Source organism: Mycobacterium sp. IDUB_3, from assembly GCF_055419585.1.
Genome location: NZ_JBVAXZ010000001.1, coordinates 2,594,247 through 2,616,675, shown reverse-complemented (window position 1 = coordinate 2,616,675; position 22,429 = coordinate 2,594,247). Strand labels below are relative to the sequence as shown.

Below are 22,429 nucleotides of genomic sequence, written 5' to 3'. Positions count from 1 at the left end.
GCGGCCGCTACTGGCCCGGTCGACAGTACGAGGAGACTTGAAAAAATGCTCAGTGTTGCCACGCGCGACGAGCTAGCTGCCGACTTGGCGCAAGCCGAGCGGAGCGGAGAGCCGATCGCCCCGCTTACCGCCGCCTATCCGGACATCGACGTCGTCGATGCCTACGAGATTCAGCTGATCAACATCCGCCAGAGAGTCGCGGAGGGGGCCCGCGTGCTGGGCCACAAGGTGGGGCTGTCGTCGTTGGCGATCCAGCAGATGATGGGCGTCGACGAGCCGGATTATGGACACCTGCTCGACGAGATGCAGCTGTTCGAGGACACCCCGGTCAAGGCGAACCGCTACCTCTATCCGCGGGTCGAGGTCGAAGTCGGGTTCGTCCTGAACGCGGACCTGCCGGGAGCGGGTTGCACCGAGGACGACGTGCTGGCGGCGACCGAGGCGCTGGTCCCGTCGATCGAGTTGATCGACACCCGGATCACCGACTGGAAGATCGAACTGTGCGACACCATCGCCGACAACGCGTCGTCGGCGGGTTTCGTGCTCGGTGAGGCGCGCGTTTCCCCCCGTGACATCGACGTCAAGGGGATCGACGCGGTGTTGCGCTGCAACGGTGAGGTCGTCGCGGAAGGCCGTACCGACGCGGTGCTGGGCAACCCGGTCACTGCGGTGGCCTGGCTGGCCCGCAAGGTGGACGGCTTCGGTGTCCGCCTGCGCAAGGGCGACGTGGTGCTGCCCGGATCGTGCACGCGGGCGATCGACGCACACCCCGGTGACAACTTCGTCGCCGACTTCGCGGGCCTCGGTTCGGTGCGGTTATCGTTCGAATAAGCTCGATTTAAATCATCTAACTTAAATCTCAAACGCTTCGAAAAGGGGCATCATGCCGACTAAGGCGACTGTGGCCATTGTCGGGTCGGGGAACATCAGCACTGACCTGCTCTACAAGCTGCTGCGATCGGACTGGCTGGAACCGCGCTGGATGGTCGGCATCGACCCGGAAAGCGAGGGCTTGGCCCGGGCCCGCAAGCTGGGTCTGGAGACCACCCACGAGGGTGTGGACTGGCTGTTGGCCCAGTCGGAGAAGCCCGACCTGGTGTTCGAGGCGACCAGCGCCTACGTGCACCGCGATGCCGCCCCCAAGTACGAGGCCGCCGGCATCCGGGCCATCGACCTGACGCCGGCCGCAGTGGGCCCCGCGGTGATCCCGCCGGCCAACCTGCGCCAGCACCTGGACGCGCCGAACGTCAACATGATCACCTGCGGCGGCCAGGCGACCATCCCGATCGTCTACGCGGTGTCACGCGCCGTCGCCGACCTCGGTGGCGTGCCGTATGCCGAGATCGTCGCCTCGGTCGCCTCGCTGTCGGCCGGCCCCGGCACCCGCGCCAATATCGACGAGTTCACCAAGACCACCAGCCGGGGTGTGGAGACCATCGGCGGCGCCAAGCGTGGCAAGGCGATCATCATCTTGAATCCGGCGGACCCGCCGATGATCATGCGCGACACCATCTTCTGCGCCATCCCGGAGGACGCCGACCGGGACGCGATCGCCAAGTCCATCCACGACGTGGTGGCCGAGGTGCAGACTTATGTGCCGGGTTACCGGCTGCTCAACGAGCCCCAGTTCGACGACCCGTCGATCAACTCCGGCGGCCAGGCGCTGGTCACCACCTTCGTTGAGGTCGAGGGCGCTGGCGATTACCTGCCGCCATATGCGGGCAACCTGGACATCATGACCGCCGCGGCGACCAAGGTTGGCGAGGAGATCGCCAAGGAATCCTTGAGCGCGACGGCCGGAGGAGCGCAATCATGACCACCGACATCTTCTTCAACCCGATCTGGGACGTCCGGATGACCGACACGTCGCTGCGGGACGGCTCCCATCACAAGCGCCACCAGTTCACCGCCGACGAAGTGGGCGCGATCGTGGCCGCCCTGGACGCCGCGGGGGTGCCCGTCATCGAGGTCACCCACGGCGATGGCCTGGGCGGCTCGAGCTTCAACTACGGGTTCTCCAAGACCCCCGAGCAGGAGCTGATCAAGCTGGCCGCCGAGACGGCCAAAGAGGCCAAGATCGCGTTCTTGATGCTGCCCGGTGTGGGCACCAAGGAAGACATCAAAGAGGCCCAGAACAACGGCGGCTCGATCTGCCGGATCGCCACGCACTGCACCGAGGCCGACGTGTCGATCCAGCACTTCGGCCTGGCCCGCGAACTCGGCCTGGAGACCGTCGGGTTCTTGATGATGAGCCACACCATCTCGCCCGAGAAGCTGGCCGCCCAGGCCCGCATCATGGCCGACGCTGGCTGCCAGTGCGTCTACGTGGTCGATTCGGCCGGGGCGCTGGTCCTCGAGGGCGTGCGTGACAGAGTCGCCGCACTGGTCGCCGAACTCGGCGACGACGCCCAGGTCGGCTTCCACGGCCACGAGAACCTCGGGCTGGGCGTGGCCAACAGCGTCGAGGCCGTCCGCGCGGGCGCCAAGCAGATCGACGGCTCGTGCCGCCGCTTCGGCGCCGGCGCCGGCAACGCGCCCGTCGAGGCGCTGATCGGGGTGTTCGACAAGATCGGCGTGAAGACCGGGATCGACTTCTTCGACATCGCCGACGCCGCCGAGGAGGTGGTCGCCCCGGCCATGCCGGCCGAGTGCGTGCTCGACCGCAACGCCCTGATCATGGGCTACTCCGGGGTGTATTCGAGCTTCCTCAAGCACGCCATCCGCCAAGGCGAGCGCTACGGCGTCCCGCCGCATGAGCTGTTGCACCGCGCCGGCCAGCGCAAGCTCATCGGCGGCCAGGAGGACCAGCTCATCGACATCGCGCTGGAAATCAAGCGCGAGCAAGAAAGCGGCGCCGCCCCCGCTCGCTGACCTGCCACTTCGCCCGGGCCACGCACAGGCGCCGCAAAGGTACCGCGAGTAGTCTGGCACCTATGAGCACATCCAAGACAGTCGGCGCCCGTCGCCGCGGGCTGTACGGCCTGCTCGCCGGGGGATTAATGACCGCTACCGCCGCAACGGTGATCGCGCTACCCGTGGCGGGCATAGCCAACGCGGCTCCGCAATGCAATCAGGACGTGGGTTCATCCATCGATTCGTACCTGCAGAAGCATCCCGACCTCCACCAGCAGCTGCAGGCCAGGTCGCAGGCGGAGGGCGGTAACGGCAACGTCATCGACTACCTCAATCGGCATCCCGACGTCCGTCAGCACCTGATCGACCTTTCCCACTCGTGCCCACCCTAGTGAGCCGGCGTCGTCCCTGAACGCTGTGGCCGACGCGCGGGAATGTTCGCCATTGACGAAAAAGTAGAACACGTTCTAGCGTCTAGGCGTGTTCTCTGATCCCCTTACCGCTGCGATCGCAGAGGCCGAGCAGTTGGTGGCCGACGCGCCGTTCATCGAGACCGAAGCCGACCTGCTCGAAGGGTTGCAGTATCTGGCCGGTTGTATCTCGGCCTGCATCCATCTGGCCGTCGACTACGACCGCGACCATCCCTTCCTGCAGTCGGGCACCGGGCCGTTCACCAAGATGGGCCTGGACAACCCCGACACCCTTTACTTCGGTACCCGGGTGCACGCAAACCACGACTACGTGGTCACGGGCAGGCGCGGGACCACCACCGACCTGAGTTTCCAGCTACTCGGCGGCGAGTACACGGACGACTTCGTGCCCGTCAGCCAGGCCGCGTTCGACGACCGCGAGCTCGAGATCGCCCCCGACGGTAGCTTCGAGTGGCGGGTGCGGCCCACGAGCCCCGGGCAACTGGTGATCCGCGAGGTGTACGGCGACTGGTCGGCGCAGCGCGGCACGCTGGCCATCGCCCGGCTCGACACGGCGGGCACCGCACCGCCGCCGTTGACGCGTGAGCTCATCGAAAAGCGTTATGCCACAGCGGCCAAGCAGCTAGTGCAGCGGGTGAAGACGTGGCTGCAGTTCCCGCAGTGGTTCTATCTGGACCTCCCGGTCAACACCATGGTCCCGCCGCGACTGACTCCGGGCGGCCTGGCCACCCAATACTCGTCGGTCGGGCACTTCGACCTGCGGCCCGATCAGGCGATGGTCATCACCATCCCGGTCACCGACGCGCCCTACCTCGGCTTCCAACTGGGCAGCCTCTGGTACATCTCGCTGGACTACATCAACCACCAGACCTCCCTGAACAACACTCAGGCGCAGGCGGATCCGGACGGAAAGGTGCGCATCGTCGTCGCCGACCAGAACCCGGGAGTGACCAACTGGGTGGAGACGCTTGGCCATCGGCGGGGCTTCCTGCAGTTCCGCTGGCAGCGGGTGTCGCGTGAGCTCACCGACGCCGACGGTCCCACGGTCGAGGTGGTCGACATCGACAAGGTTCCGGCCGCGTTACCGTACTTCGACCAGAACAAGATTTCCGAGGACGACTGGCGCACCCGAATCGCTCTGCGCCACAAACAGATTCAGGCAAGGATGCTGGGATGACGAAGTTGCTCGACGGCAAGGTGGTGGTGATCAGCGGCGTCGGCCCGGGTCTGGGCACGACACTGGCGCACCGATGCACGCGAGAAGGTGCCGACCTGGTGCTGGCGGCCCGCACGGCGGAACGCCTGGACGACGTTGCCAAACAGATCGCCGACCTCGGAGGCCGTGCGACGACGGTGCCCACCGATATCACCGAGGACGACCAGGTGAGCAACCTGGTCCACGCCACCTTGGAGGCCTACGGCAAGGTCGACGTGCTGATCAACAACGCGTTCCGAGTGCCGTCGCTGAAACCGTTCTCGGGCACCAGCTTTCAACATATTCGCGATGCGATCGAACTCAGCGCGCTCGGCGCACTGCGGCTCATCCAGGGGTTCACGCCGGCGTTGGCCGAGTCGAAGGGCTCGATCGTCAACGTCAACTCCATGGTGCTGCGGCACTCGCAGGCGAAGTACGGCGCCTACAAGATGGCCAAGTCCGCGCTGCTGTCCATGTCGCATTCGCTGGCCACTGAGCTGGGTGAGCAGGGGATCCGGGTCAATTCCGTTGCGCCCGGCTATATCTGGGGAGAGACACTGCAGGGCTACTTCAACCACCAGGCCGGCAAGTACGGCACCACGGCCGAGCAGATCTACCAGGCCACCGCGGCCGACTCCGACCTGAAGCGGCTGCCGACCGAGGACGAGGTGGCCTCGGCGATCCTATTCATGGCCAGCGACCTGTCCAGCGGCATCACCGGGCAGACCCTGGACGTCAATTGCGGGGAGTACCACACCTAATGGCAGAGCGCACCGATGTCGGCACCGTTGACGACCTGAAGGCGTCGGCCAGCAAGATGATCGGGCTGGACGATTTCGGTAGCAACGACGACAACTACCTCGAAGCGCTGGAAGTGCTGCTGGACTCCTACCGACGCGACGCCGACTTGACGCCGTTGGGCAGCAAGATGAATCGCTTCTTCCTGCGGGGTGCGCTGGTGGCCAGGCTGCTTTCCGAAGCCGCCTGGAAGCAATACCCGCAGCACGCGGACGTCGTCATCGAGCGGCCGATCTTCGTCACCGGGCTGGTGCGCACCGGCACCACTGCCCTGCATCGGCTGCTTGGCGCCGATCCCGCGCACCAGGGCCTGCACCTGTGGTTGGCCGAATTTCCGCAGCCGCGTCCGCCTCGTGAAACCTGGGATTCCAACCCGTTTTACAGCCAACTGAACGCGCAGTTCAACAAGCACCATGCCGAAAATCCGGACTACACGGGTCTGCATTTCATGGCTGCGTACGAGCTGGAGGAGTGCTGGCAGCTGCTGCGGCAGTCGCTGCATTCGGCGTCCTACGAGACGCTGGCGCACCTGCCCACCTACTCGCAGTGGCTGTCGCGGCAGGACTGGACGCCGTCATATCAGCGGCACCGCCGCAACCTTCAGCTGATCGGACTCAACGACGCCGACAAGCGGTGGGTGCTGAAGAATCCCAGCCACCTGTTCGCGTTGGACGCGTTGATGGCGACCTATCCGGACGCGTTGGTGATCCAGACCCATCGTCCGGTCGAAACCATCATGGCCTCGATGTGCTCGCTGGCGCAGCACACCGCCGAGGGATGGTCGACGTCGTTCACCGGCGCCCAAATCGGCGCCGACGCAATGGAAACATGGTCGCGGGGGCTGGAGCGGTTCAACACCGCGCGGGCCAAGTACAGCCCGTCGCAGTTCTACGACGTGGACTACAAGGACTTGATCGCCAACCCGATGGGCACGGTGGCCGACATTTACCGCCACTTCGGGCTGACCTTGACCGAAGAGGCCAAGGCGGCCATGGAAAAGGCGCACGCCGAGAGCCAGTCGGGGGCACGGGCACCCAAGCACACCTACTCGCTGGCCGACTACGGCCTCAGCACCGAAACGGTCAAGGAGCGGTTCGCGGGCCTGTAAGTCGAAGGCGCCACAAGGGTTTCTGGATTGGCGGGCACCTCACCAATGCTTCGGGCGGAGGCTGACCAGGCGCGGGCTGGACGCGGGCCGGCCGCGACGGTCGCTCAGTCGTCGTCTGGCTCGTCGTCGAGATAACCCTCGGCGACCGCGTGTTCAATGCTGTCACCGAGTTTCGGGCACGACCTCGTGCGCGCGGTGTCGCCCCCGGACTCGCGCACCTCGGTGAAGTACGCGCAGCGCTGCCACGCTTCGGTGTTCCACTGCACCGCGGTGTGTCCAGGCCCGAGCCTGCGAACGGTCACCCGCACGTGGCAGAACCGGCAGTCCACCGGCAGCAGACCCGAGTTCAGGTATTGCTCGCGGTCGGCGCGACTGGCTTCGGCAACCGCCGCAGCACGCTGGGGGTCGTTGGCGAAATCCCTTGATTTCGACCAGGATCCGCCCTTGCTGCCGGGACCGGCCGGATGCTCGTCGTGGTCGTGATGATCGCCATGCAGCAACAACATCGACCGCGCAAGCTGATCGACGTCAGGTACCGCCGGCTGATCGTCGCCCATGATTCCTAGTGTTGCTCGGCCGGCACGTCGTCGGTGACCGGCTCGTCGGCCTCGGCGTCCTTGGCCTTGAGGTTCTCCTCGACCTCGGCATTCCAGTACTCGTTGGCGCGGGTGGTGTCCACCTCGATCTCGAAGCGCTCCACCATTTCCGGCTCGATGTCGGCCACGTCGACGTAGAACTGCTGGTACCAGCGGCGCAGCTGGTAGACCGCACCGTCCTCCTCGACCAGCAGCGGATTGTCGATGCGGGTCTTGTGCCTCCAGATCTCGACGTCCTGCAGGAAGCCCTTGCTGACGCCCTCGGTGAACACCTTGGACAGCTTGTCGGTCATCTTTTCGTCCATGCCCTTGGGCTTTTCGACGATGACACCCCACTGCAGCATGAACGAGTTCTGGGTCACCGGATAGTGGCAGTTGATCAGGATCGACTCGGCCTTGTAGCCGCCGTAGCTGTTGTGCAGCCAGTTGATCATGAACGACGGCCCGAAGTACGACGCCTCGGAATCCAGGTGCGCCTCACCGTACGAGGTGCCGAGGTCGTTGACGTCGGGCCGGCCCACGTTGTGCAGGTACTGCGACGCGATGTGGCCCTCGAAAACGTTCTTGAAGTACGTCGGCAACCCGAAATGGATGTAGAAGAAGTGCGCCATGTCGGTGACGTTGTCGATGATGTCGCGGCAGTTGGACCCTTCGATGAGGATGCTGTTCCACCGCCACTCGGTCCACTCGTCGCTGTGGGATTCCGGGATGTCCGGGATGCGCACGGCGGGGTCCGGCGGATTGTTCTCGTGGTCGTGCCAGACGAACAGCAGGCCGCCGCGCACGTCGGTCGTCCAGGATCGGGTGCGCGCGGTCTTGGGTGTGCGCTTGGCGTAAGGGACCAGCTTGCAGCGGCCGTCGCCGCCCCAGCGCCAGTCATGGAACGGGCAGGCGACCTCGTCGCCCTTGATGGTGCCCTCCGACAGGTCCCCGCCCATGTGGCGGCAGTACCCGTCGAGGACCTTGATGTCGCCCTGCGAGTCGGCGAACACCACCAGCTTGGTGCCGAACGCCTCGATCGAATGCGGCTTACCGTCCTGGAAGTCTTTGGCAACGCCCAGGCAGTGCCAGCCGCGGGCGTATCTGGTCGGCAAGTCGCCGGGATCGATTTCCCGGATGCCGACCGCCTTGGTGTCGGTACTCACCTGTTACCTCCAACTCACTGGGCCTCTAACTAGAACACGTTACAGTTTTGCGGCGGGGGCGGCAACGACGGCGAGCCTGGCCATTACATATGCGCACTGGGGTATATCTAAACGATGCCGCTGTTTGCGTTCGAGGGCCGCGCGCCACGGGTCGATCCGACCGCTTTCGTCGCCCCGACGGCCACGCTGATCGGCGACGTCGTGGTGGAGGCGGGGGCCTCGGTCTGGTTCAACGCCGTATTGCGCGGCGACTACGGACCGATCGTGGTGCGCGAGGGCGCCAACGTCCAAGACGGGTCGGTGTTGCACGCGCCTCCCGGTATCCCCGTCGACATCGGTCCCGGCGCGACGGTCGCGCATCTGTGTGTCATTCACGGGGTTCACGTCGGGCAGGAGGCTCTGATCGCGAACCACGCCACCGTTCTGGACGGCGCGGTGATCGGCGCGCGCAGCCTGGTCGCCGCGCACTCGTTGGTGACGGCCGGCACCCAGATTCCGCCCGGCATGCTGGCCGTCGGCGCGCCGGCTCAGATCAGGGGACCTGTCGCCGGGACGGGCGCCGAGATGTGGGTCAAGGTGAACCCGCAGGCCTACCGCGACCTCGCCCAGCGGCATCTGGCCGGGCTGGAACCGCTCTAGACCTTGCGCGTGTTGGCCGCCGCGCGCTCCATCTCCCAGTAGGCGCGCAGGGCGACCATCTTGCCCTCGCTGTTGACTCGGTACGTGAAGACGCCCTCGGCGGTCGTCTGGTACTCACCCGTCGTGATCAGGATGTGCCCCACGTTGGCTTCCTCGTTGCCGCACTGATACGTGTCGCGGAAGAAGAACTCGATCTTCGTGGTCGGGGCGATGGCCTTATCCCAGAAGGCCGAGATCGCGTCGCGGCCGCGGTGCCCCAGGCCTTCGGGGTCGAAAACCGAAGGCCCGATCGGGTCCTCGACGATGGCGTCGTCGGCGAACACCGCCAGCCAGGCGTCCTTGTCCCGGGCCGCCACCGCCTCGCGGGAGCGGCGGCCGGCCTCGTGCGCGGGATGCTCAGTCAACTGCGCCGCTCTCCCCCGCAAGCGGGAGGTGCCCCCACCTCATCGCTGCGCGCTGCATCGTCGTCGACGCGCTCACGCATCGACCTTCTGGGCCGCGGGCTTGTCGGCGCCCACCACCCACATCGAGTAGTACTGCGAGCCACCGCCGTAGGCGTGGCCCAGGGCCTTTCGCGCGCCCGGCACCTGGTGGTCGCCGCCCTTGCCCATCACCTGAATCGCGGCTTCGGCGAAGCGAATCAGGCCGGAGGCGCCGATCGGGTTCGACGACAGCACGCCGCCCGACGGGTTCACCGGCAGCCGGCCGCCGATCTTGGTTTCGCCGGCTTCGGTGAGTTTCCACCCTTCGCCCTCGGCGGCAAAGCCCAGGTTTTCCAACCACATCGGCTCGAACCAGGAGAACGGCACGTAGATTTCCGCGGCGTCGATCTCGTCGATCGGGCTCTCGATGCCGGCCGCCGTCCACAGCGCCGCGGCCGCGTCACGGCCTGCCTGCGGGCTGACCTGGTCGCGTCCGGAGAACTGCAGCGGCTCGGTGCGCAACGCGGTGGCGTGAATCCAGGCCACCGGATGTCCTTGCGCCAGATGGGCTTCGGCGGCCTCCTCGTTGCCGATCACCACGGCGGCGGCACCGTCGGACGACGGGCAGGTCTCGTCGTAACGGATCGGGTCCCACAGCATCGGCGACGCCATCACCTTCTCGACGGTGATGTCGGGCTGGTGCAGGTGCGCCAGCGGGTTTTTGCTGCCGTTGAGCCGGTCCTTGACCGCGACAATGGCACCGATGTTCGTCGGCGCACCGGACCGGCGGATGTACGAACGCACGTGCGGCGCGAAGTAGCCGCCCGCGCCGGCACCCACCGGCTTGATGAAGGGGATCGGAATCGACAACGCCCACATGGCATTTGATTCTGACTGCTTCTCCCAGGCCATCGCGAGCACGCGCCGGTACTTGCCGGACTGCACCAGGCTCGCGGCCACCACGCCGGTGGACCCGCCGACCGATCCGGCGGTGTGCACGCGGATCAGCGGCTTGCCCGTGGCGCCCATGGCGTCGGCCATGAACAGCTCGGGCATCATGACGCCCTCGAAGAAGTCCGGCGCCTTGCCGACCACGACGGCGTCGATGTCGTCGAAGGTGCTGCCGGAGTCGGCCAGCGCCCGGTCGATCGCCTCACGAACGAGGCCGTTCATCGAAACATCTTGGCGTTTGGCGACGTACTTCGTCTGTCCGGTACCTAGTACCGCAGCAACGTTTGGCCCTGCACCGGCCATCAGTTCTTTCCTTCCATCACCGCGACCAGGTTCTGTTGTAGCGCAGGCCCGCTGGTGGCGTGCGCCAGCACCCGCTCAGCCGAGCCGTTCCAGATGTGTTGTGCCGCAAAGCCGATGCGTTCGAGACCGGCGACGAACATGGGGTTGGCCGCCAGCGCGCCGCCGGATGGGTTGACCTTGGTCGGCCCCGGTATCCGGATGGCTTCGGCGATGATCAGGTGCTGGTGGGTGAAGGGCGCGCAGATCTCGGCCACGTCGAGGTTGTCGGTCCGGCCGCCGGTGGCCACGCGCGTGGCGGCCTCGGTCGACGGAGACTCGGTGAGGTCGCGCGCGCCCAGCGACGGGGTTTCGATGCGATGCTCGATTCCGGTGATCCAGGCCGGGTTTTCGCGCAGCTCACGCGCCCGGTCGCCGGCCGCGAGCACGATGGCCGCGGCGCCATCGGTGATCGGTGCGATGTCGTGCCGGCGCAGCGGGTCGGCGAAGAACGGCCGGTCGAGCAGTTCGGCCACACTGATAGACCCCTCGACATTGTCCACCCGGCGCGCATTGGCGAAGGAGTCGAAGGCAACCCGCGCCATCTGCTCCTCGGTCCACTTGCCGGTGTCGAGCCCGATGCGCGCCTGCAGCCCGGCCATCGATATCGAATCGGGCCACAACGGCGCGACGGTGTAGGGGTCGGTCTGTCGCGTCAGGATCTGGCGCAGGATCCCGGCCGAGGACTTGCCGAAGCCGTACACCAGCGCGGTGTCCACCTCGCCGGTGAGGATTTTGATGTAGGCCTCGTAAAGTGCCCAGGCGGCGTCCATTTCGACGTGCGACTCGTTGATCGGCGGAACGGCACCGATCGAGTCGATCGCCGAAATGAACGAAAAAGCCCGTCCGGCAAGGTAATCGGATGATCCGGAACACCAGAAGCCGATGTCGGTCCGACTGATGCCCAGCTCCTCGTACAGCTGGGCGAAGCACGGAATCAACATCTCGACACCGTTGGTGGTGCCGTCGGTGCGGCGGGCGTGTGGGGCGTGGGCAAAGCCGACGACCGCAACGTTGCGAGCGCTCATGTGCAGGTAGGCCCTTTACAGGTGGTGCTTGTAGGTGTCGTAGTCGGCGTCGGGTTCCCCGGTCGGCCGGAAGTACTCGATGTTGTCGATGCCGAATCCCCACTCCTCGCGGGGTTTCCACACCGCCTCGACGCGCATGCCCATCCGCACTTCGTGGGCGTCGATGTCGGCGACCAGATGCAGGAACGGGATGTCGGCTCCGTCGAGCAGCACGTAGGCCGCCACATAGGGCGGCTTGATGCGCTGGCCCTGGAACGGGATGTTGATGATGGCGAACGTCGTGACGGTGCCCTTGTCCGGCAGCTCCAAGAACTCCGTCGTCGGCTGACCGGTGGCCGGATCGGCGCCATGCGGCGGGAAATAGACCTTGCCGTTCTCGCCCGTCTTCGCGCCGAGCAGCTTGCCCTGCGCGATGGCCCGCAGATAGGCGCTCTCCTCGTGCGAGGCGCTGTGCTGGATGGTCAGCGACACGGGGGTGACGATCATGGTGACCGGGTCTTTGTCGCCGTCCGCCTGCTCGGTCACGGTCTCGGCTTCGTCGCCGAGCGCGAAATAGGCGATGTCGGTGATGGCGCCCACCGGCTCGTCCACCCAGTGCACATGCACCCGGGTGCCGGTCTTGATGGCCTTCGGCTCACCCACGTCCACGGCGTGGATCAGCGGGGTATCGGCGCCGTCCAACTTGATCAGCGCCCAGGCGAATGGCCGGTCCAGCGGCTGGCCCTCGATCGGTTCGGGCTGCCAGGCCCACGAGACCACGGTGCCGACGCTGGACACCGGTACCATCTCGCCCAGCGGCTCATAGGTGACCGGGTCATATTCCGCCGGCGGCACGTGCACCCGACCATCCGATCCGCGCACACCCAGGACGTGGCGGTCACGCAGCGCGGTGAAGAATTTGCTCAACGTGGGGCCGACTGAACGGGTGTAGTCGAACGACAACGTCAGTGGTGCGGCGAGCGGTGGCTCAGGGTGATCCATCAGGGGCGGGCTACTCGAGCTGGCTGTCACGCCATCGAGTAGAACAGGTTCTAAGAACGGATTCAAATCTTTCTTGGATCGGGACGACCACCGGAAGGGCAAAGACGATGAAGCTGGGATTGCAGCTGGGATATTGGGGCGCTCAGCCGCCGCAGAACCATGGTGAGCTCGTCGCCGCGGCCGAGGAGGCCGGATACGACGCCGTCTTCACCGCCGAGGCCTGGGGTTCGGACGCCTACACACCGCTGGCCTGGCTGGGCTCGTCGACGTCGCGGGTGCGGCTGGGCACCTCGGTGGTCCAGCTGTCCGCCCGTACCCCGACGGCCTGCGCCATGGCGGCCCTGACGCTCGACCACCTGTCCGGCGGGCGGCACGTCCTCGGCCTCGGCGTCTCCGGCCCGCAGGTGGTCGAGGGCTGGTACGGCCAGTCGTTCCCCAAGCCGCTGGCCCGCACCCGTGAATACATCGACATCATCCGGCAGGTGTGGGCGCGCGAGGCCCCGGTGACCAGCGCCGGGCCGCACTACCCGTTGCCGCTGACCGGGGAGCGCGCAACGGGTTTGGGCAAGCCACTCAAGCCCATCACCCATCCGCTGCGGGCCGACATCCCGATCATGCTGGGCGCCGAGGGACCGAAGAACGTCGCGCTGGCCGCCGAGATCTGCGACGGCTGGCTGCCGATCTTCTACACGCCGCGCATGGCCGACACCTACAACGAGTGGCTGGATGAGGGATTCGCTCGCCCCGGCGCACGCCGTAGCCGCGAGAACTTCGAGATCTGCGCGACGGCCAACATCGTCATCACCGAGGACCGCAGCGCCGCCTTCGCGGCCATGAAGCCCTACATCGCGCTCTACATGGGCGGGATGGGCGCCGAGGACACCAACTTCCACGCCGACGTCTACCGCCGGATGGGCTACGCCGAAGTGGTCGACGACGTGACCAAGCTGTTCCGCAGCAACCAGAAGGACAAGGCCGCCGAAATCATCCCCGACGAGGTGATCGACGATGCCGCAATCGTCGGCGACCTCGACTACGTGCGTAAGCAGATCAAGGCATGGGAGGCCGCCGGCGTCACCATGATGGTGGTGTCCGGCCGCAGTACCGAGCAGGTCCGCGAGCTGGCGACGCTGATCTGACACCTGCCCACGCCAAACTAGAACACGTTCTATTTTTCTTGCCAGGGGCTTAGAACGCGTTCTAGATTGTCCGGATGGCCCGCCCGGTGACGACGCAAAGCGCGCAGCGCGATGTGGATTCGGGCAATCGACAGCGGCCCGGCCGGTCAGCCGAGCGGGTGGGCGTCGCCGAATGTCATCTCGACGTGGCCGACAGATCCAGAGACCATCGCCCGCTTTGGCAGGCCCAGCGACGCCAGCTCCTCGGCGTAGGCGTGATCGCCCAGTCGCAACTTCGCGCCGCCGAGCTGACCGCGCAGCCCACGCACCCGCATCTCCCAGGGCACTTCCCGGGTGGTGCCGTCGGCGAAGGTATAGGTCTTGAGCACCTGCGGCCGCGACGTGAACATCGAGGGCACCGGCACCCCGCGGGCGAAGTCGATGCCCGCGATGTGCGCGCCGTCGGCGCTGACGTCGAATCCGAACCGGCCGTGCTCGCGAATGGTGAACTCCGCCATGATCTTCGGGAATCCCCAGATCGAGCGCCCGGCTTCCAGGGTGAAGATCTGGTCGACGGGCAGATGGTGGATGAACGCGGCCGCATCGCCCAGGGCCCGCCAGCCGCGCGCCGTCGAACCGGGCGGGTTGACCATGACGCAGGTACCGAATTCGTGGTACTGCCCCAAATCGCCGTCGATGTAGCGCGCCAGCATCAGGTTCACCACCGCCCGGCCGGGGCGCGGTTGGCAGACCTGCAGACCGCTGTAGTCGATAAGGCGTTGTGCCGCTTGCGCATCCACCGAAAACATCGCGGTGTGTACGTCCGCTTTTCGTATCCGCACCGGCATGGTGAGGACTGTCCCCGCAACTACGTGTTGTGACTCAGGCATGCCGGTTACTGTAATCCGCTCGTCAATATTTGGAGGCTGTGAATGACTTCGACCATCCCCGAAGCAATCTCGAACATCGATCTGACCGACGGCAACTTCTACGCCGACGGTCGCACGTCGCGCGAGGCCTATCGCTGGATGCGCGCCAACCAGCCGGTGTTTCGTGATCGCAACGGACTGGCCGGTGCCACCACCTATCAAGCCATCCTCGACGCCGAGCGCAATCCGGAACTGTTCTCCAGCACGGGCGGCATCCGTCCCGATCAGCCCGGCATGCCCTACATGATCGACATGGACGATCCGGCACACCTGGTGCGGCGCAAGCTGGTCAACGCCGGCTTCACCCGCAAGCGGGTGAAGGAGAAGGAGCCGTCCATCGCCAAGCTGTGCGACACCCTGATCGACGCGGTGTGTGAGCGCGGCGAGTGTGACTTCGTCCGCGACATCGCCGCCCCGCTGCCGATGGCGGTGATCGGCGACATGCTGGGCGTGCTGCCCTCCGAACGCGGCATGTTGTTGAAGTGGTCCGACGACCTGGTGTGCGGGCTGAGCTCGCACATCGATCCGGAATCGGAGGTCGCCCAGAGCGTGATGAACGCTTTCGCCGCCTACACCGCGTTCACCATGGACATCATCACCAAGCGGCGAGCCGAGCCCACCGACGACCTGTTCTCCATTTTGGTGAACGCCGAGGTGGAGGGTCAGCGGATGTCCGACGACGAGATCGTCATGGAGACGCTGCTCATCCTCATCGGCGGCGACGAGACCACCCGGCACACACTGAGCGGGGGCACCGAGCAGCTGGTGCGGCACCGCGACCAGTGGGATGCCATGGTGCGCGATCCATCGCTGCTGCCCGGCGCCATCGAGGAGATGCTGCGCTGGACGTCGCCGGTGAAGAACATGTGCCGGATCCTGACCGCCGACACCGAATTCCACGGCACCTCACTGCGTGAGGGCGAGAAGATCATGCTGCTGTTCGAGTCGGGCAACTTCGACGAGTCGGTGTTCGAGGACCCGGACAACTTCGACATCCGGCGCAACCCCAACAGCCACATGGCTTTCGGTTTCGGCACGCACTTCTGCCTGGGGAACCAGCTGGCCCGCCTGGAACTTTCGATGATGACCGAGCGGGTCCTCAAGCGGCTGCCGGATCTGCGGCTGGCCGACGACGACTCGACACTGCCGCTGCGGCCGGCGAACTTCGTCAGCGGCCTGGAAGCGATGCCGGTGGTGTTCACCCCGAGCGCGCCGCTGCTGAGCTGATCTCTGCGCCAAACGTGCACTCACGGCGAAATCTCGGCGTGTTTCTCGCCCTGAGTGCACGTTCGGCGAAAGAAAGCGTCTAGCGGTTTTTGAAGTTGGGCTTGCGCTTCTCGGCGAAAGCCCGCGGGCCTTCCTTGGAGTCCTCGGAGAGGAACACCGGAATGCCGTTGGCGGTGTCGGGCTTGAAGGCCTCTTCCTCGTGCATGCCCTCGGTCTCGCGGATCGTCTTGAGGATCGCCTGCACGGCCAGGGGCCCGTTGTTCTCGATGACCTCGGCGATCTCCAGCGCCTTGGTCAGCGCCTGGCCGTCGGGAACGACGTGGCCGATCAGACCCATCTCCTTGGCCTCGGCGGCGGTGATGTGCCGTCCGGTCAGCAGCAGGTCGCAGGCCACGGTGTAGGGGATCTGGCGCACCAGGCGGACGGCGGAGCCGCCCATCGGGTACAGGCTCCACTTGGCCTCGGAGATGCCGAATTTGGCGCTCTCACCGGCGACCCGGATGTCGGTGCCCTGCAGGATCTCGGTGCCCCCGGCGATGGCCGGGCCCTCGACGGCGGCGATCAGTGGCTTTTTCAGCCTGCGGCCCTTGAGCAGGGCGTCGATTCGCGACGGGTCGTAGCTGCCGTCCTTGAACGACTCACCCGGTGGCTTCTGGGTTGCTGTCTTGAGGTCCATGCCCGCGCAGAAGTAGCCACCGGCGCCGGTCAGGATGCAGCAGCGGATGTCGTCGTCGTTGTCGACGCGGTCCCAGGCCTGGACCATGATTTCCATCATTTCCGTGCTCAGGGCGTTGCGGCGGTGCGGCCGGTTCATGGTCACGATGAGGGTATGACCACGCTGTTCCACCAGCGCATCGGCTTCAGAGGGTCCGGTTTCCCCGTTTTCGGTGTTTGCTGGGGTTCCGGCATTCTCCACGGACACGGCTACCGCCTTTCCCTCGACATTGGGTACGAGCTTGCCTCGAAATGTAACACGTTCTAATTTGGTGGCCGTGGCCTTGAATATTGCCGACCTTGCAGAGCACGCCATCGACGCTGTGCCCGATCGTGTCGCCCTGATCTGCGGCGACGAGAAGTTGACCTATGCCCAGCTAGAGGAGAAGGCCAACCGCCTGGCTCACTACCTGTTGGAGCAGGGGGTGAAAAAGGACGACAAGGTCGGGCTGTACTGCCGCAACCGCATCGAGATCGTCATCGCGATGCTCGGCATCGTCAAGGCCGGCGCCATCCTGGTGAACATCAACTACCGCTACGTCGAGGGCGAGCTGCGCTACCTGTTCGAGAACTCCGACATGGTCGCGCTGGTCCACGAGCGCCAGTACTCCGACCGGGTGGCCAACGTGCTGCCGGAGACCCCCGACGTCAAGACGGTCCTGGTGGTCGAGGACGGCAGCGACAACGACTTCAGCCGCTACGGCGGTGTCGAGTTCTACTCGGCGATAGCGCAGAGCTCGCCCGAGCGCGACTTCGGCGAGCGCAGCGCCGACGACATCTACCTGCTGTATACGGGTGGCACGACGGGCTTTCCCAAAGGCGTGATGTGGCGTCACGAGGACATCTACCGGGTGCTGTTCGGCGGAACCGACTTCGCCACGGGCGAATTCGTCAAGGACGAGTACGACCTGGCCAAGGCCGCCGCCGCCAACCCGCCGATGGTCCGCCATCCGATTCCGCCGATGATCCACGGCGCCACCCAGTCGGCCACCTGGATGTCGATCTTCTCGGGCCAAACCACCGTGCTGGCACCGGAATTCAACGCCGACGAGGTCTGGCGCACGATCCACGACCATAAGGTGAACCTGCTGTTCTTCACCGGCGACGCGATGGCGCGGCCGCTGCTGGACGCCCTGCTGGCCCACCAGGACAAGGGCAACGAATACGACCTGTCGTCGCTGTTCCTGCTCGCCTCCACCGCGGCGCTGTTCTCGCCGAGCATCAAGGAGAAGTTCCTCGAACTGCTGCCCAACCGGGTCATCACCGACTCCATCGGATCTTCGGAAACCGGGTTCGGCGGCACCAGCATCGTCGCCAAGGACGCGCCGCACGCCGGTGGCCCGCGCGTGACGATCGACCACCGCACCGTCGTCCTCGACGAGGAGGGCAACGAGGTCAAGCCGGGCTCCGGTGTGCGCGGATTCATCGCGAAGAAGGGCAACATCCCCGTCGGTTACTACAAGGACGAGAAGAAGACCGCCGAGACGTTCAAAACCTTCAACGGCGTGCGGTACGCCATCCCCGGTGACTTCGCCGAGGTCGAGGCCGACGGCACGGTCACGATGCTGGGCCGCGGCTCGGTGTCGATCAACAGCGGCGGCGAGAAGATCTATCCCGAGGAGGTCGAGGCGGCGCTCAAGGGCCACCCCGATGTCTTCGACGCCCTGGTGGTCGGCGTGCCCGACCCCCGGTACGGCCAGCACGTCGCCGCCGTCGTACAGCCCCGGCCGGGCACCCGGCCCGCGCTGTCGGAGCTGGACAGCTTCGTGCGCTCCGAGATCGCGGGCTACAAGGTGCCGCGCAGCCTGTGGCTGGTCGACGAGGTCAAGCGCTCACCCGCGGGTAAGCCCGACTACCGCTGGGCCAAGGAGCAGACCGAGGCCCGCCCCGCCGACGATGTGCACGCCGCCCACGCCACTGCGTGATGCGTTTTCAGCGCTAGGCCCTCACGCAGTGTGACCGACTTCGTCAAACATCGTGCGGGCGCACCAGCCGGCTTCTTCGCGGCCGAAGCTGCGGGGCTGCAATGGCTTTCGGCCGTCGAGGGCGGTGTGCCGTGCGCGCAGGTCATCGCCGTGGACGACGCGAGCCTGACCCTGCGGCGCCTGGAATCGGTGGGCCCGACCCCCGAGGCCGCGCGCAGGTTCGGCGTCCGGCTGGCCGTCACGCACGACGCCGGCGCCCCTGCGTTCGGGGCAGGGCCGGACGGCTGGGACGGGCCGGGCTTTTTCGGCCCGCTGTCGCAGCCCCTGCCGATGTCGCTGCGCCGGCACCGCGACTGGGGCGGGTTCTACGCCGAGGAACGGCTGGCCCCGATGGCCGAACTCGCGGCCCCGCGCCTGGATGCCGGCACCCGCGACGCCGTCGACTCCGTCGTGGCGCGTTGCCGTGCGGGAGATTTCGACGACGACGACCGGCCGGCCCGGCTGCACGGCGATCTGTGGAGCGGGAACGTGATGTGGACGCCCGACGGCGTGGTGCTGATCGACCCGGCCGCGCACGCCGGTCACCGCGAGACCGACGTGGCGATGCTCGCATTGTTCGGCTGTCCGCACTACGACACGGTGATCGCCGGCTACCAGGAGGTGCGACCGCTACGGCCCGGCTGGCGTAACCGCATCGGGCTGCACCAGCTCTTCCCGCTGCTGGCGCACGTCGTGCTGTTCGGTGGCGGGTACGCGCAGCAGACGCACGCCTGCGCCCGCGCCGCGCTGACCATCTGACCTCCGCGGCGGACCCCGGTCTAGAGTCGAATCGCATGACGATCGATGTCTGGATGCAGCATCCGACTGCGCGGTTCCTGCGCAGCGACATGCTGGCATCCCTGCGGCGGTGGACGGGCGGGACAATTCCCGACGCCGACATCCCCATCGAGACGACCTTGGCGTCGATGGACGCCGCCGGCGTCGAACTGGGTGTGCTCAGCGCCTGGCGGGGGCCGGGCGGAGCGGACCTCGTCTCCAACGACGAGGTGGCGCAATGGATTGCCGCGCACCCGAACCGGCTCGCCGGCCTGGCCACCGTCGACCTGGACCGCCCGATGGAAGCCGTCCGGGAGTTGCGGCGCCGGATAGCCGACGGGGGATTCGTGGGCCTGCGGGTGGTGCCCTGGTTGTGGAACGCCCCGCCCACCGATCGCCGCTACTACCCGCTGTTCGCCCAGTGTGTGGAATCCGGCGTCCCGTTCTGCACCCAGGTCGGCCACACCGGCCCGCTGCGCCCGTCCGAGACCGGCCGGCCGATTCCCTACATCGACCAGGTGGCGCTGGACTTCCCGGAGCTGGTGATCGTCTGCGGCCACGTCGGCTACCCGTGGACCGAGGAGATGGTCGCGGTGGCCCGCAAGCACGAAAACGTCTACATCGACACCTCTGCCTACACGATCAAGCGGTTGCCGGACGAACTCGTCCGATTCATGAAGACCGGAACCGGGCAACGAAAAGTGTTGTTCGGCACCAATTATCCGATGATCACCCACGAGCACGCGCTGGCGGGACTGGACGAACTCGGGCTGACCGACGAGGCCCGCCGAGATTTCCTGCGCGGCAACGCCGAACGAGTTTTCCGACTGGAGGCAATCAAGTGAACGGTGCCCAGGCCCTGATCAACACCTTGGTCGACGGTGGCGTCGACGTGTGTTTCGCCAACCCGGGCACATCGGAGATGCACTTCGTCGCCGCGCTGGACGCCGTGCCGCGGATGCGCGGCGTGCTGGCGTTGTTCGAGGGGGTCGCCACCGGCGCGGCCGACGGTTATGCCCGCATCGCCGATCGGCCTGCTGCGGTCCTGCTGCACCTGGGCCCCGGACTGGGCAACGGCCTGGCCAACCTGCACAACGCCCGCCGCGCGCGGGTGCCGATGGTGGTGGTCGTCGGCGACCACGCCACCTATCACAAAAAGTACGACGCCCCACTGGAATCCGACATCGACGCGCTCGCCGGCAGCGTCTCGGGATGGGTGCGCCGAACCGCTGACGCCTCCCAGGTCTCGGCCGACGCCGTCGAGGGCGTCGCGGCCAGCCGGTGGGGTTCGCAGATTTCGACGCTGATCCTGCCCGCCGACGTTTCCTGGTCCGACGGTGCCCAGCTGTTCTCCAACCTGGAGGCGCAGCCGACGGGCGCCGATCCGCTGCTGGCGCCCGAGGTGCTCGAGGTGCTTCGCTCCGGTGAGCCGACGGTGATCATGGTGGGCGGCGACGCCACCCGCCACGCGGGGCTGGCGGCGGCCACCCGCATCGCGGCTGCCACCGGTGCCCGGGTGCTGTGCGAGACCTTCCCGACCCGGTTGGAGCGCGGCGCCGGTGTCCCCGCGGTCGACCGGCTGGCGTATTTCGCCGAAGCGGCCACGGCCCAGCTGGACGGCGCCAAGCATCTGGTGCTGGCGGGTGCCAAGTCGCCGGTGTCGTTTTTCGCCTACCCGGGCATGCCCAGCGATCTGGTACCGGCCGGCTGCGAGGTGCATGTGCTCGCCGAATACAGCGGGGCAGCAGAGGCTTTGATCGCCCTGGCCGATCAGGTGGCGCCGGGCACCGAAGCGGCGGTGGCGCCCGCATCGCGTCCCCAGCTGCCGACGGGTGCGCTGACCTCCGCGTCGGCCGCCGACGTGATCGGGGCGCTGTTGCCCGAAGGCGCGATCGTGGTCGACGAGTCGAACACGTCCGGTGTGTTGCTTGCCGGGGCGACCGCCGGGGCGCCGGCGCACGACTGGCTGACCCTGACCGGCGGTGCGATCGGCTACGGCATCCCGGCCGCGGTGGGCGCCGCGGTGGCCGCCCCGCACCGTCCGGTGCTGTGCCTGGAATCCGATGGTTCGGCGATGTACACGATTTCGGGACTGTGGACCCAGGCCCGCGAGAACCTCGACGTGACGACCGTGCTGTACAACAACAGCGCCTACGACATCCTCCGGATTGAGCTGCAGCGCGTCGGCGCCGGGTCCGCGCCCGGGCCCGAGGCGCTCGCTTTGCTCGATTTATCTGACCCCACAATGGATTTCGTGAAGATCAGCGAAGGCATGGGAGTGCCCGCGCGGCGCGTCACCACCGCCGAGGAATTGGCCGACGCGTTGCGCGCCGCCTTCGCCGAGCCCGGACCGCATCTGATCGACGCGGTGGTGCCGTCAATAACGGGCTAGGGTCGGCAGCCGGCTCAGCAGCCAGTCCGTCAGCGTATTGAGCACGTCGACGCCCGTTTCGAACGCGCCGTCGTCCGCGTCCGCCGCCAGCGCAACGCCCCATTGGCCGGACGGTGTCGGAACGATGCCGAACTGGCGGACCAGATACCCGCCATGCACGCCCGGGCCCCAACCACCCTTTGCGGCATGGCCTTTGGCGGCCAGTCCCCATTGGTCGCCGGCGACCAGCCGTTGCATCAGGTCGATCACTTCCACGGCGTCGGGAATGGTCGACAGCTCCGCGGCGAATCGCGCTTGGCGCTGCAGGCTCCACTGGGTTTGGCCGAAAGCGGTGAAACCACGGCGAAGTCGCCGCGATTCGACCACCGTCGCGCTGTCACCGCCTTCGGCGACCACGACCTGCACCCTCCGCGCCGCGTCCATCGGCTCGCCCAATTGCGACCACAACTGTTCGGAGGCGCGATTATCGGATTCGGTGATGGCCTTCACCACCAACTCGCGCGAGCCCAGCCAATCGTTGCGCAGCGCCGCGATCGCCAGCGGCACCTTGATGGTCGACCATGCGACGCCCGACCACCAGCTGCCCAGGGAAAACGTTCGGTCCGGCCGGGCGATCGCGACGCCGACGTTCGCCGGCGCCGCGGCGGAGAGCTGTTCGAAGCTGGCTTGGAGCGCGAGTTCGAGAGGACGTGCGGTCATGCGCTGATTTCACTAGCCGTGCGCGTGACGCCGACGGCGGCGACCGGCGCATCCACCATCGCGTCTCCTTGTCCTAGCGGCATTTTCATTGCGGCCCCGCATTCCTCCGCGGTGTGTGCGGGG

23 protein-coding genes are annotated in these 22,429 nt (G+C 66.7%); 14 read left to right on the top strand and 9 right to left on the bottom strand.

Annotated elements, in window-relative coordinates:
• The first annotated feature begins 45 nt into the window (after positions 1 to 45).
• The 7 genes from ACZYVJ_RS11850 (at position 46) to ACZYVJ_RS11820 (ending at position 6,385) form a co-directional block, all read left to right on the top strand.
• Positions 46 to 831, top strand: coding sequence for a 2-keto-4-pentenoate hydratase (locus tag ACZYVJ_RS11850; protein WP_463831166.1), 786 nt, complete (start codon positions 46 to 48; stop codon positions 829 to 831).
• A gap of 52 nt (positions 832 to 883) precedes the next feature.
• Entirely contained in the window at positions 884 to 1,816 is a 933-nt protein-coding gene (locus ACZYVJ_RS11845; RefSeq protein WP_064951985.1) for an acetaldehyde dehydrogenase (acetylating), read from the top strand.
• Positions 1,813 to 2,871, top strand: coding sequence for a 4-hydroxy-2-oxovalerate aldolase (gene dmpG, locus ACZYVJ_RS11840; RefSeq protein ID WP_463831165.1), 1,059 nt, complete (start codon positions 1,813 to 1,815; stop codon positions 2,869 to 2,871). Before ACZYVJ_RS11845 ends, dmpG begins: the two co-directional genes overlap by 4 nt.
• Before the next feature lie 62 nt (positions 2,872 to 2,933).
• Positions 2,934 to 3,245 carry a hypothetical protein gene (locus ACZYVJ_RS11835; RefSeq protein ID WP_463831164.1) on the top strand — a complete coding sequence of 104 codons (312 nt, stop codon included), beginning with the start codon at positions 2,934 to 2,936 and terminating at the stop codon, positions 3,243 to 3,245.
• Positions 3,246 to 3,333: 88 nt separating this feature from the next.
• Positions 3,334 to 4,461: a hypothetical protein gene (locus ACZYVJ_RS11830; RefSeq protein WP_463831163.1), complete on the top strand. Its 1,128-nt coding sequence runs from the start codon at positions 3,334 to 3,336 to the stop codon at positions 4,459 to 4,461.
• Positions 4,458 to 5,240: an SDR family oxidoreductase gene (locus ACZYVJ_RS11825; RefSeq protein WP_463831162.1), complete on the top strand. Its 783-nt coding sequence runs from the start codon at positions 4,458 to 4,460 to the stop codon at positions 5,238 to 5,240. The genes ACZYVJ_RS11830 and ACZYVJ_RS11825 overlap by 4 nt, the downstream gene beginning before the upstream one ends.
• Complete coding sequence (locus ACZYVJ_RS11820) at positions 5,240 to 6,385, top strand: sulfotransferase family protein (RefSeq protein ID WP_463831161.1); 1,146 nt, start codon at positions 5,240 to 5,242, stop codon at positions 6,383 to 6,385. The genes ACZYVJ_RS11825 and ACZYVJ_RS11820 overlap by 1 nt, the downstream gene beginning before the upstream one ends.
• A 104-nt stretch (positions 6,386 to 6,489) precedes the next feature.
• On the opposite strand, the gene ACZYVJ_RS11815 is transcribed toward ACZYVJ_RS11820, so the two are convergent.
• Together ACZYVJ_RS11815 and ACZYVJ_RS11810 are read right to left on the bottom strand one after the other, a co-directional pair.
• Positions 6,490 to 6,942 (bottom strand): hypothetical protein, encoded by a 453-nt coding sequence (locus tag ACZYVJ_RS11815; protein ID WP_463831160.1) that lies wholly within the window; start codon positions 6,940 to 6,942, stop codon positions 6,490 to 6,492.
• 5 nt (positions 6,943 to 6,947) lie between these two features.
• Entirely contained in the window at positions 6,948 to 8,126 is a 1,179-nt protein-coding gene (locus tag ACZYVJ_RS11810) for a Rieske 2Fe-2S domain-containing protein (RefSeq protein ID WP_463831159.1), read from the bottom strand.
• A 114-nt stretch (positions 8,127 to 8,240) separates the two neighbouring features.
• On the opposite strand from ACZYVJ_RS11810, the gene ACZYVJ_RS11805 reads away from it, so the two are divergent.
• Positions 8,241 to 8,765, top strand: a complete 525-nt coding sequence (locus tag ACZYVJ_RS11805) for a gamma carbonic anhydrase family protein (RefSeq protein WP_085289001.1) — start codon at positions 8,241 to 8,243, stop codon at positions 8,763 to 8,765.
• On the opposite strand, the gene ACZYVJ_RS11800 is transcribed toward ACZYVJ_RS11805, so the two are convergent.
• The 4 genes from ACZYVJ_RS11800 to ACZYVJ_RS11785 form a co-directional block, all read right to left on the bottom strand.
• Positions 8,762 to 9,169 carry a nuclear transport factor 2 family protein gene (locus tag ACZYVJ_RS11800; RefSeq protein WP_463831158.1) on the bottom strand — a complete coding sequence of 136 codons (408 nt, stop codon included), beginning with the start codon at positions 9,167 to 9,169 and terminating at the stop codon, positions 8,762 to 8,764. The two genes, ACZYVJ_RS11805 and ACZYVJ_RS11800, sit on opposite strands and share 4 nt — an antisense overlap.
• Before the next feature lie 72 nt (positions 9,170 to 9,241).
• Positions 9,242 to 10,441 carry a thiolase domain-containing protein gene (locus ACZYVJ_RS11795; RefSeq protein WP_463831157.1) on the bottom strand — a complete coding sequence of 400 codons (1,200 nt, stop codon included), beginning with the start codon at positions 10,439 to 10,441 and terminating at the stop codon, positions 9,242 to 9,244.
• Complete coding sequence (locus ACZYVJ_RS11790) at positions 10,441 to 11,505, bottom strand: thiolase domain-containing protein (RefSeq protein WP_463831156.1); 1,065 nt, start codon at positions 11,503 to 11,505, stop codon at positions 10,441 to 10,443. The genes ACZYVJ_RS11795 and ACZYVJ_RS11790 overlap by 1 nt, the downstream gene beginning before the upstream one ends.
• 15 nt (positions 11,506 to 11,520) lie before the next feature.
• Positions 11,521 to 12,516 carry a Zn-ribbon domain-containing OB-fold protein gene (locus ACZYVJ_RS11785; protein WP_463831155.1) on the bottom strand — a complete coding sequence of 332 codons (996 nt, stop codon included), beginning with the start codon at positions 12,514 to 12,516 and terminating at the stop codon, positions 11,521 to 11,523.
• A gap of 77 nt (positions 12,517 to 12,593) precedes the next feature.
• Here ACZYVJ_RS11785 and ACZYVJ_RS11780 point away from each other — a divergent pair, with 77 nt between their 5' ends.
• Positions 12,594 to 13,625 carry an LLM class F420-dependent oxidoreductase gene (locus ACZYVJ_RS11780; protein WP_463831154.1) on the top strand — a complete coding sequence of 344 codons (1,032 nt, stop codon included), beginning with the start codon at positions 12,594 to 12,596 and terminating at the stop codon, positions 13,623 to 13,625.
• A 146-nt stretch (positions 13,626 to 13,771) separates the two neighbouring features.
• Here ACZYVJ_RS11780 and ACZYVJ_RS11775 read toward each other — a convergent pair whose 3' ends face one another.
• Complete coding sequence (locus ACZYVJ_RS11775; protein ID WP_463831153.1) at positions 13,772 to 14,494, bottom strand: acetoacetate decarboxylase family protein; 723 nt, start codon at positions 14,492 to 14,494, stop codon at positions 13,772 to 13,774.
• Positions 14,495 to 14,536: 42 nt separating this feature from the next.
• Between ACZYVJ_RS11775 and ACZYVJ_RS11770 the strand changes: the two genes are divergently transcribed.
• Positions 14,537 to 15,760 carry a cytochrome P450 gene (locus ACZYVJ_RS11770; protein WP_463831152.1) on the top strand — a complete coding sequence of 408 codons (1,224 nt, stop codon included), beginning with the start codon at positions 14,537 to 14,539 and terminating at the stop codon, positions 15,758 to 15,760.
• 79 nt (positions 15,761 to 15,839) lie between these two features.
• Here the strand turns inward: ACZYVJ_RS11770 and ACZYVJ_RS11765 are convergent, their stop codons facing one another.
• A complete protein-coding gene (locus tag ACZYVJ_RS11765; protein WP_463831151.1) occupies positions 15,840 to 16,682 on the bottom strand; it encodes a crotonase/enoyl-CoA hydratase family protein in 843 nt (280 codons plus the stop codon).
• Positions 16,683 to 16,746: 64 nt separating this feature from the next.
• On the opposite strand from ACZYVJ_RS11765, the gene ACZYVJ_RS11760 reads away from it, so the two are divergent.
• Genes ACZYVJ_RS11760 through ACZYVJ_RS11745 form a run of 4 tightly spaced genes read left to right on the top strand, consistent with a single transcriptional unit; the run spans position 16,747 to position 21,607 of the window.
• Positions 16,747 to 18,399: an acyl-CoA synthetase gene (locus ACZYVJ_RS11760; protein WP_463831150.1), complete on the top strand. Its 1,653-nt coding sequence runs from the start codon at positions 16,747 to 16,749 to the stop codon at positions 18,397 to 18,399.
• Between the two features lie 30 nt (positions 18,400 to 18,429).
• Positions 18,430 to 19,197, top strand: a complete 768-nt coding sequence (locus tag ACZYVJ_RS11755; protein ID WP_463831149.1) for a fructosamine kinase family protein — start codon at positions 18,430 to 18,432, stop codon at positions 19,195 to 19,197.
• Between the two features lie 35 nt (positions 19,198 to 19,232).
• A complete protein-coding gene (locus ACZYVJ_RS11750; RefSeq protein WP_463831148.1) occupies positions 19,233 to 20,060 on the top strand; it encodes an amidohydrolase family protein in 828 nt (275 codons plus the stop codon).
• The gene (locus ACZYVJ_RS11745; RefSeq protein WP_463831147.1) at positions 20,057 to 21,607 is read left to right on the top strand and encodes an acetolactate synthase large subunit; all 1,551 of its coding nucleotides are present in this window, start codon (positions 20,057 to 20,059) and stop codon (positions 21,605 to 21,607) included. The genes ACZYVJ_RS11750 and ACZYVJ_RS11745 overlap by 4 nt, the downstream gene beginning before the upstream one ends.
• Here ACZYVJ_RS11745 and ACZYVJ_RS11740 read toward each other — a convergent pair.
• Positions 21,593 to 22,306, bottom strand: a complete 714-nt coding sequence (locus ACZYVJ_RS11740) for a serine hydrolase (protein ID WP_463831146.1) — start codon at positions 22,304 to 22,306, stop codon at positions 21,593 to 21,595. The genes ACZYVJ_RS11745 and ACZYVJ_RS11740 overlap by 15 nt on opposite strands.
• Positions 22,307 to 22,429: the final 123 nt, after the last annotated feature.

Bases quoted from the DNA above. Each gene is read 5' to 3' on its own strand.
- ACZYVJ_RS11850 (WP_463831166.1), top strand. From the start codon at position 46: ATGCTCAGTGTTGCCACGCGCGACGAGCTAGCTGCCGACTTGGCGCAA.
- ACZYVJ_RS11845 (WP_064951985.1), top strand. From the start codon at position 884: ATGCCGACTAAGGCGACTGTGGCCATTGTCGGGTCGGGGAACATCAGC.
- dmpG (WP_463831165.1), top strand. From the start codon at position 1,813: ATGACCACCGACATCTTCTTCAACCCGATCTGGGACGTCCGGATGACC.
- ACZYVJ_RS11835 (WP_463831164.1), top strand. From the start codon at position 2,934: ATGAGCACATCCAAGACAGTCGGCGCCCGTCGCCGCGGGCTGTACGGC.
- ACZYVJ_RS11825 (WP_463831162.1), top strand. From the start codon at position 4,458: ATGACGAAGTTGCTCGACGGCAAGGTGGTGGTGATCAGCGGCGTCGGC.
- ACZYVJ_RS11820 (WP_463831161.1), top strand. From the start codon at position 5,240: ATGGCAGAGCGCACCGATGTCGGCACCGTTGACGACCTGAAGGCGTCG.
- ACZYVJ_RS11815 (WP_463831160.1), bottom strand. From the start codon at position 6,942: ATGGGCGACGATCAGCCGGCGGTACCTGACGTCGATCAGCTTGCGCGG.
- ACZYVJ_RS11805 (WP_085289001.1), top strand. From the start codon at position 8,241: ATGCCGCTGTTTGCGTTCGAGGGCCGCGCGCCACGGGTCGATCCGACC.
- ACZYVJ_RS11795 (WP_463831157.1), bottom strand. From the start codon at position 10,441: ATGGCCGGTGCAGGGCCAAACGTTGCTGCGGTACTAGGTACCGGACAG.
- ACZYVJ_RS11790 (WP_463831156.1), bottom strand. From the start codon at position 11,505: ATGAGCGCTCGCAACGTTGCGGTCGTCGGCTTTGCCCACGCCCCACAC.
- ACZYVJ_RS11780 (WP_463831154.1), top strand. From the start codon at position 12,594: ATGAAGCTGGGATTGCAGCTGGGATATTGGGGCGCTCAGCCGCCGCAG.
- ACZYVJ_RS11775 (WP_463831153.1), bottom strand. From the start codon at position 14,494: ATGCCTGAGTCACAACACGTAGTTGCGGGGACAGTCCTCACCATGCCG.
- ACZYVJ_RS11770 (WP_463831152.1), top strand. From the start codon at position 14,537: ATGACTTCGACCATCCCCGAAGCAATCTCGAACATCGATCTGACCGAC.
- ACZYVJ_RS11750 (WP_463831148.1), top strand. From the start codon at position 19,233: ATGACGATCGATGTCTGGATGCAGCATCCGACTGCGCGGTTCCTGCGC.
- ACZYVJ_RS11740 (WP_463831146.1), bottom strand. From the start codon at position 22,306: ATGACCGCACGTCCTCTCGAACTCGCGCTCCAAGCCAGCTTCGAACAG.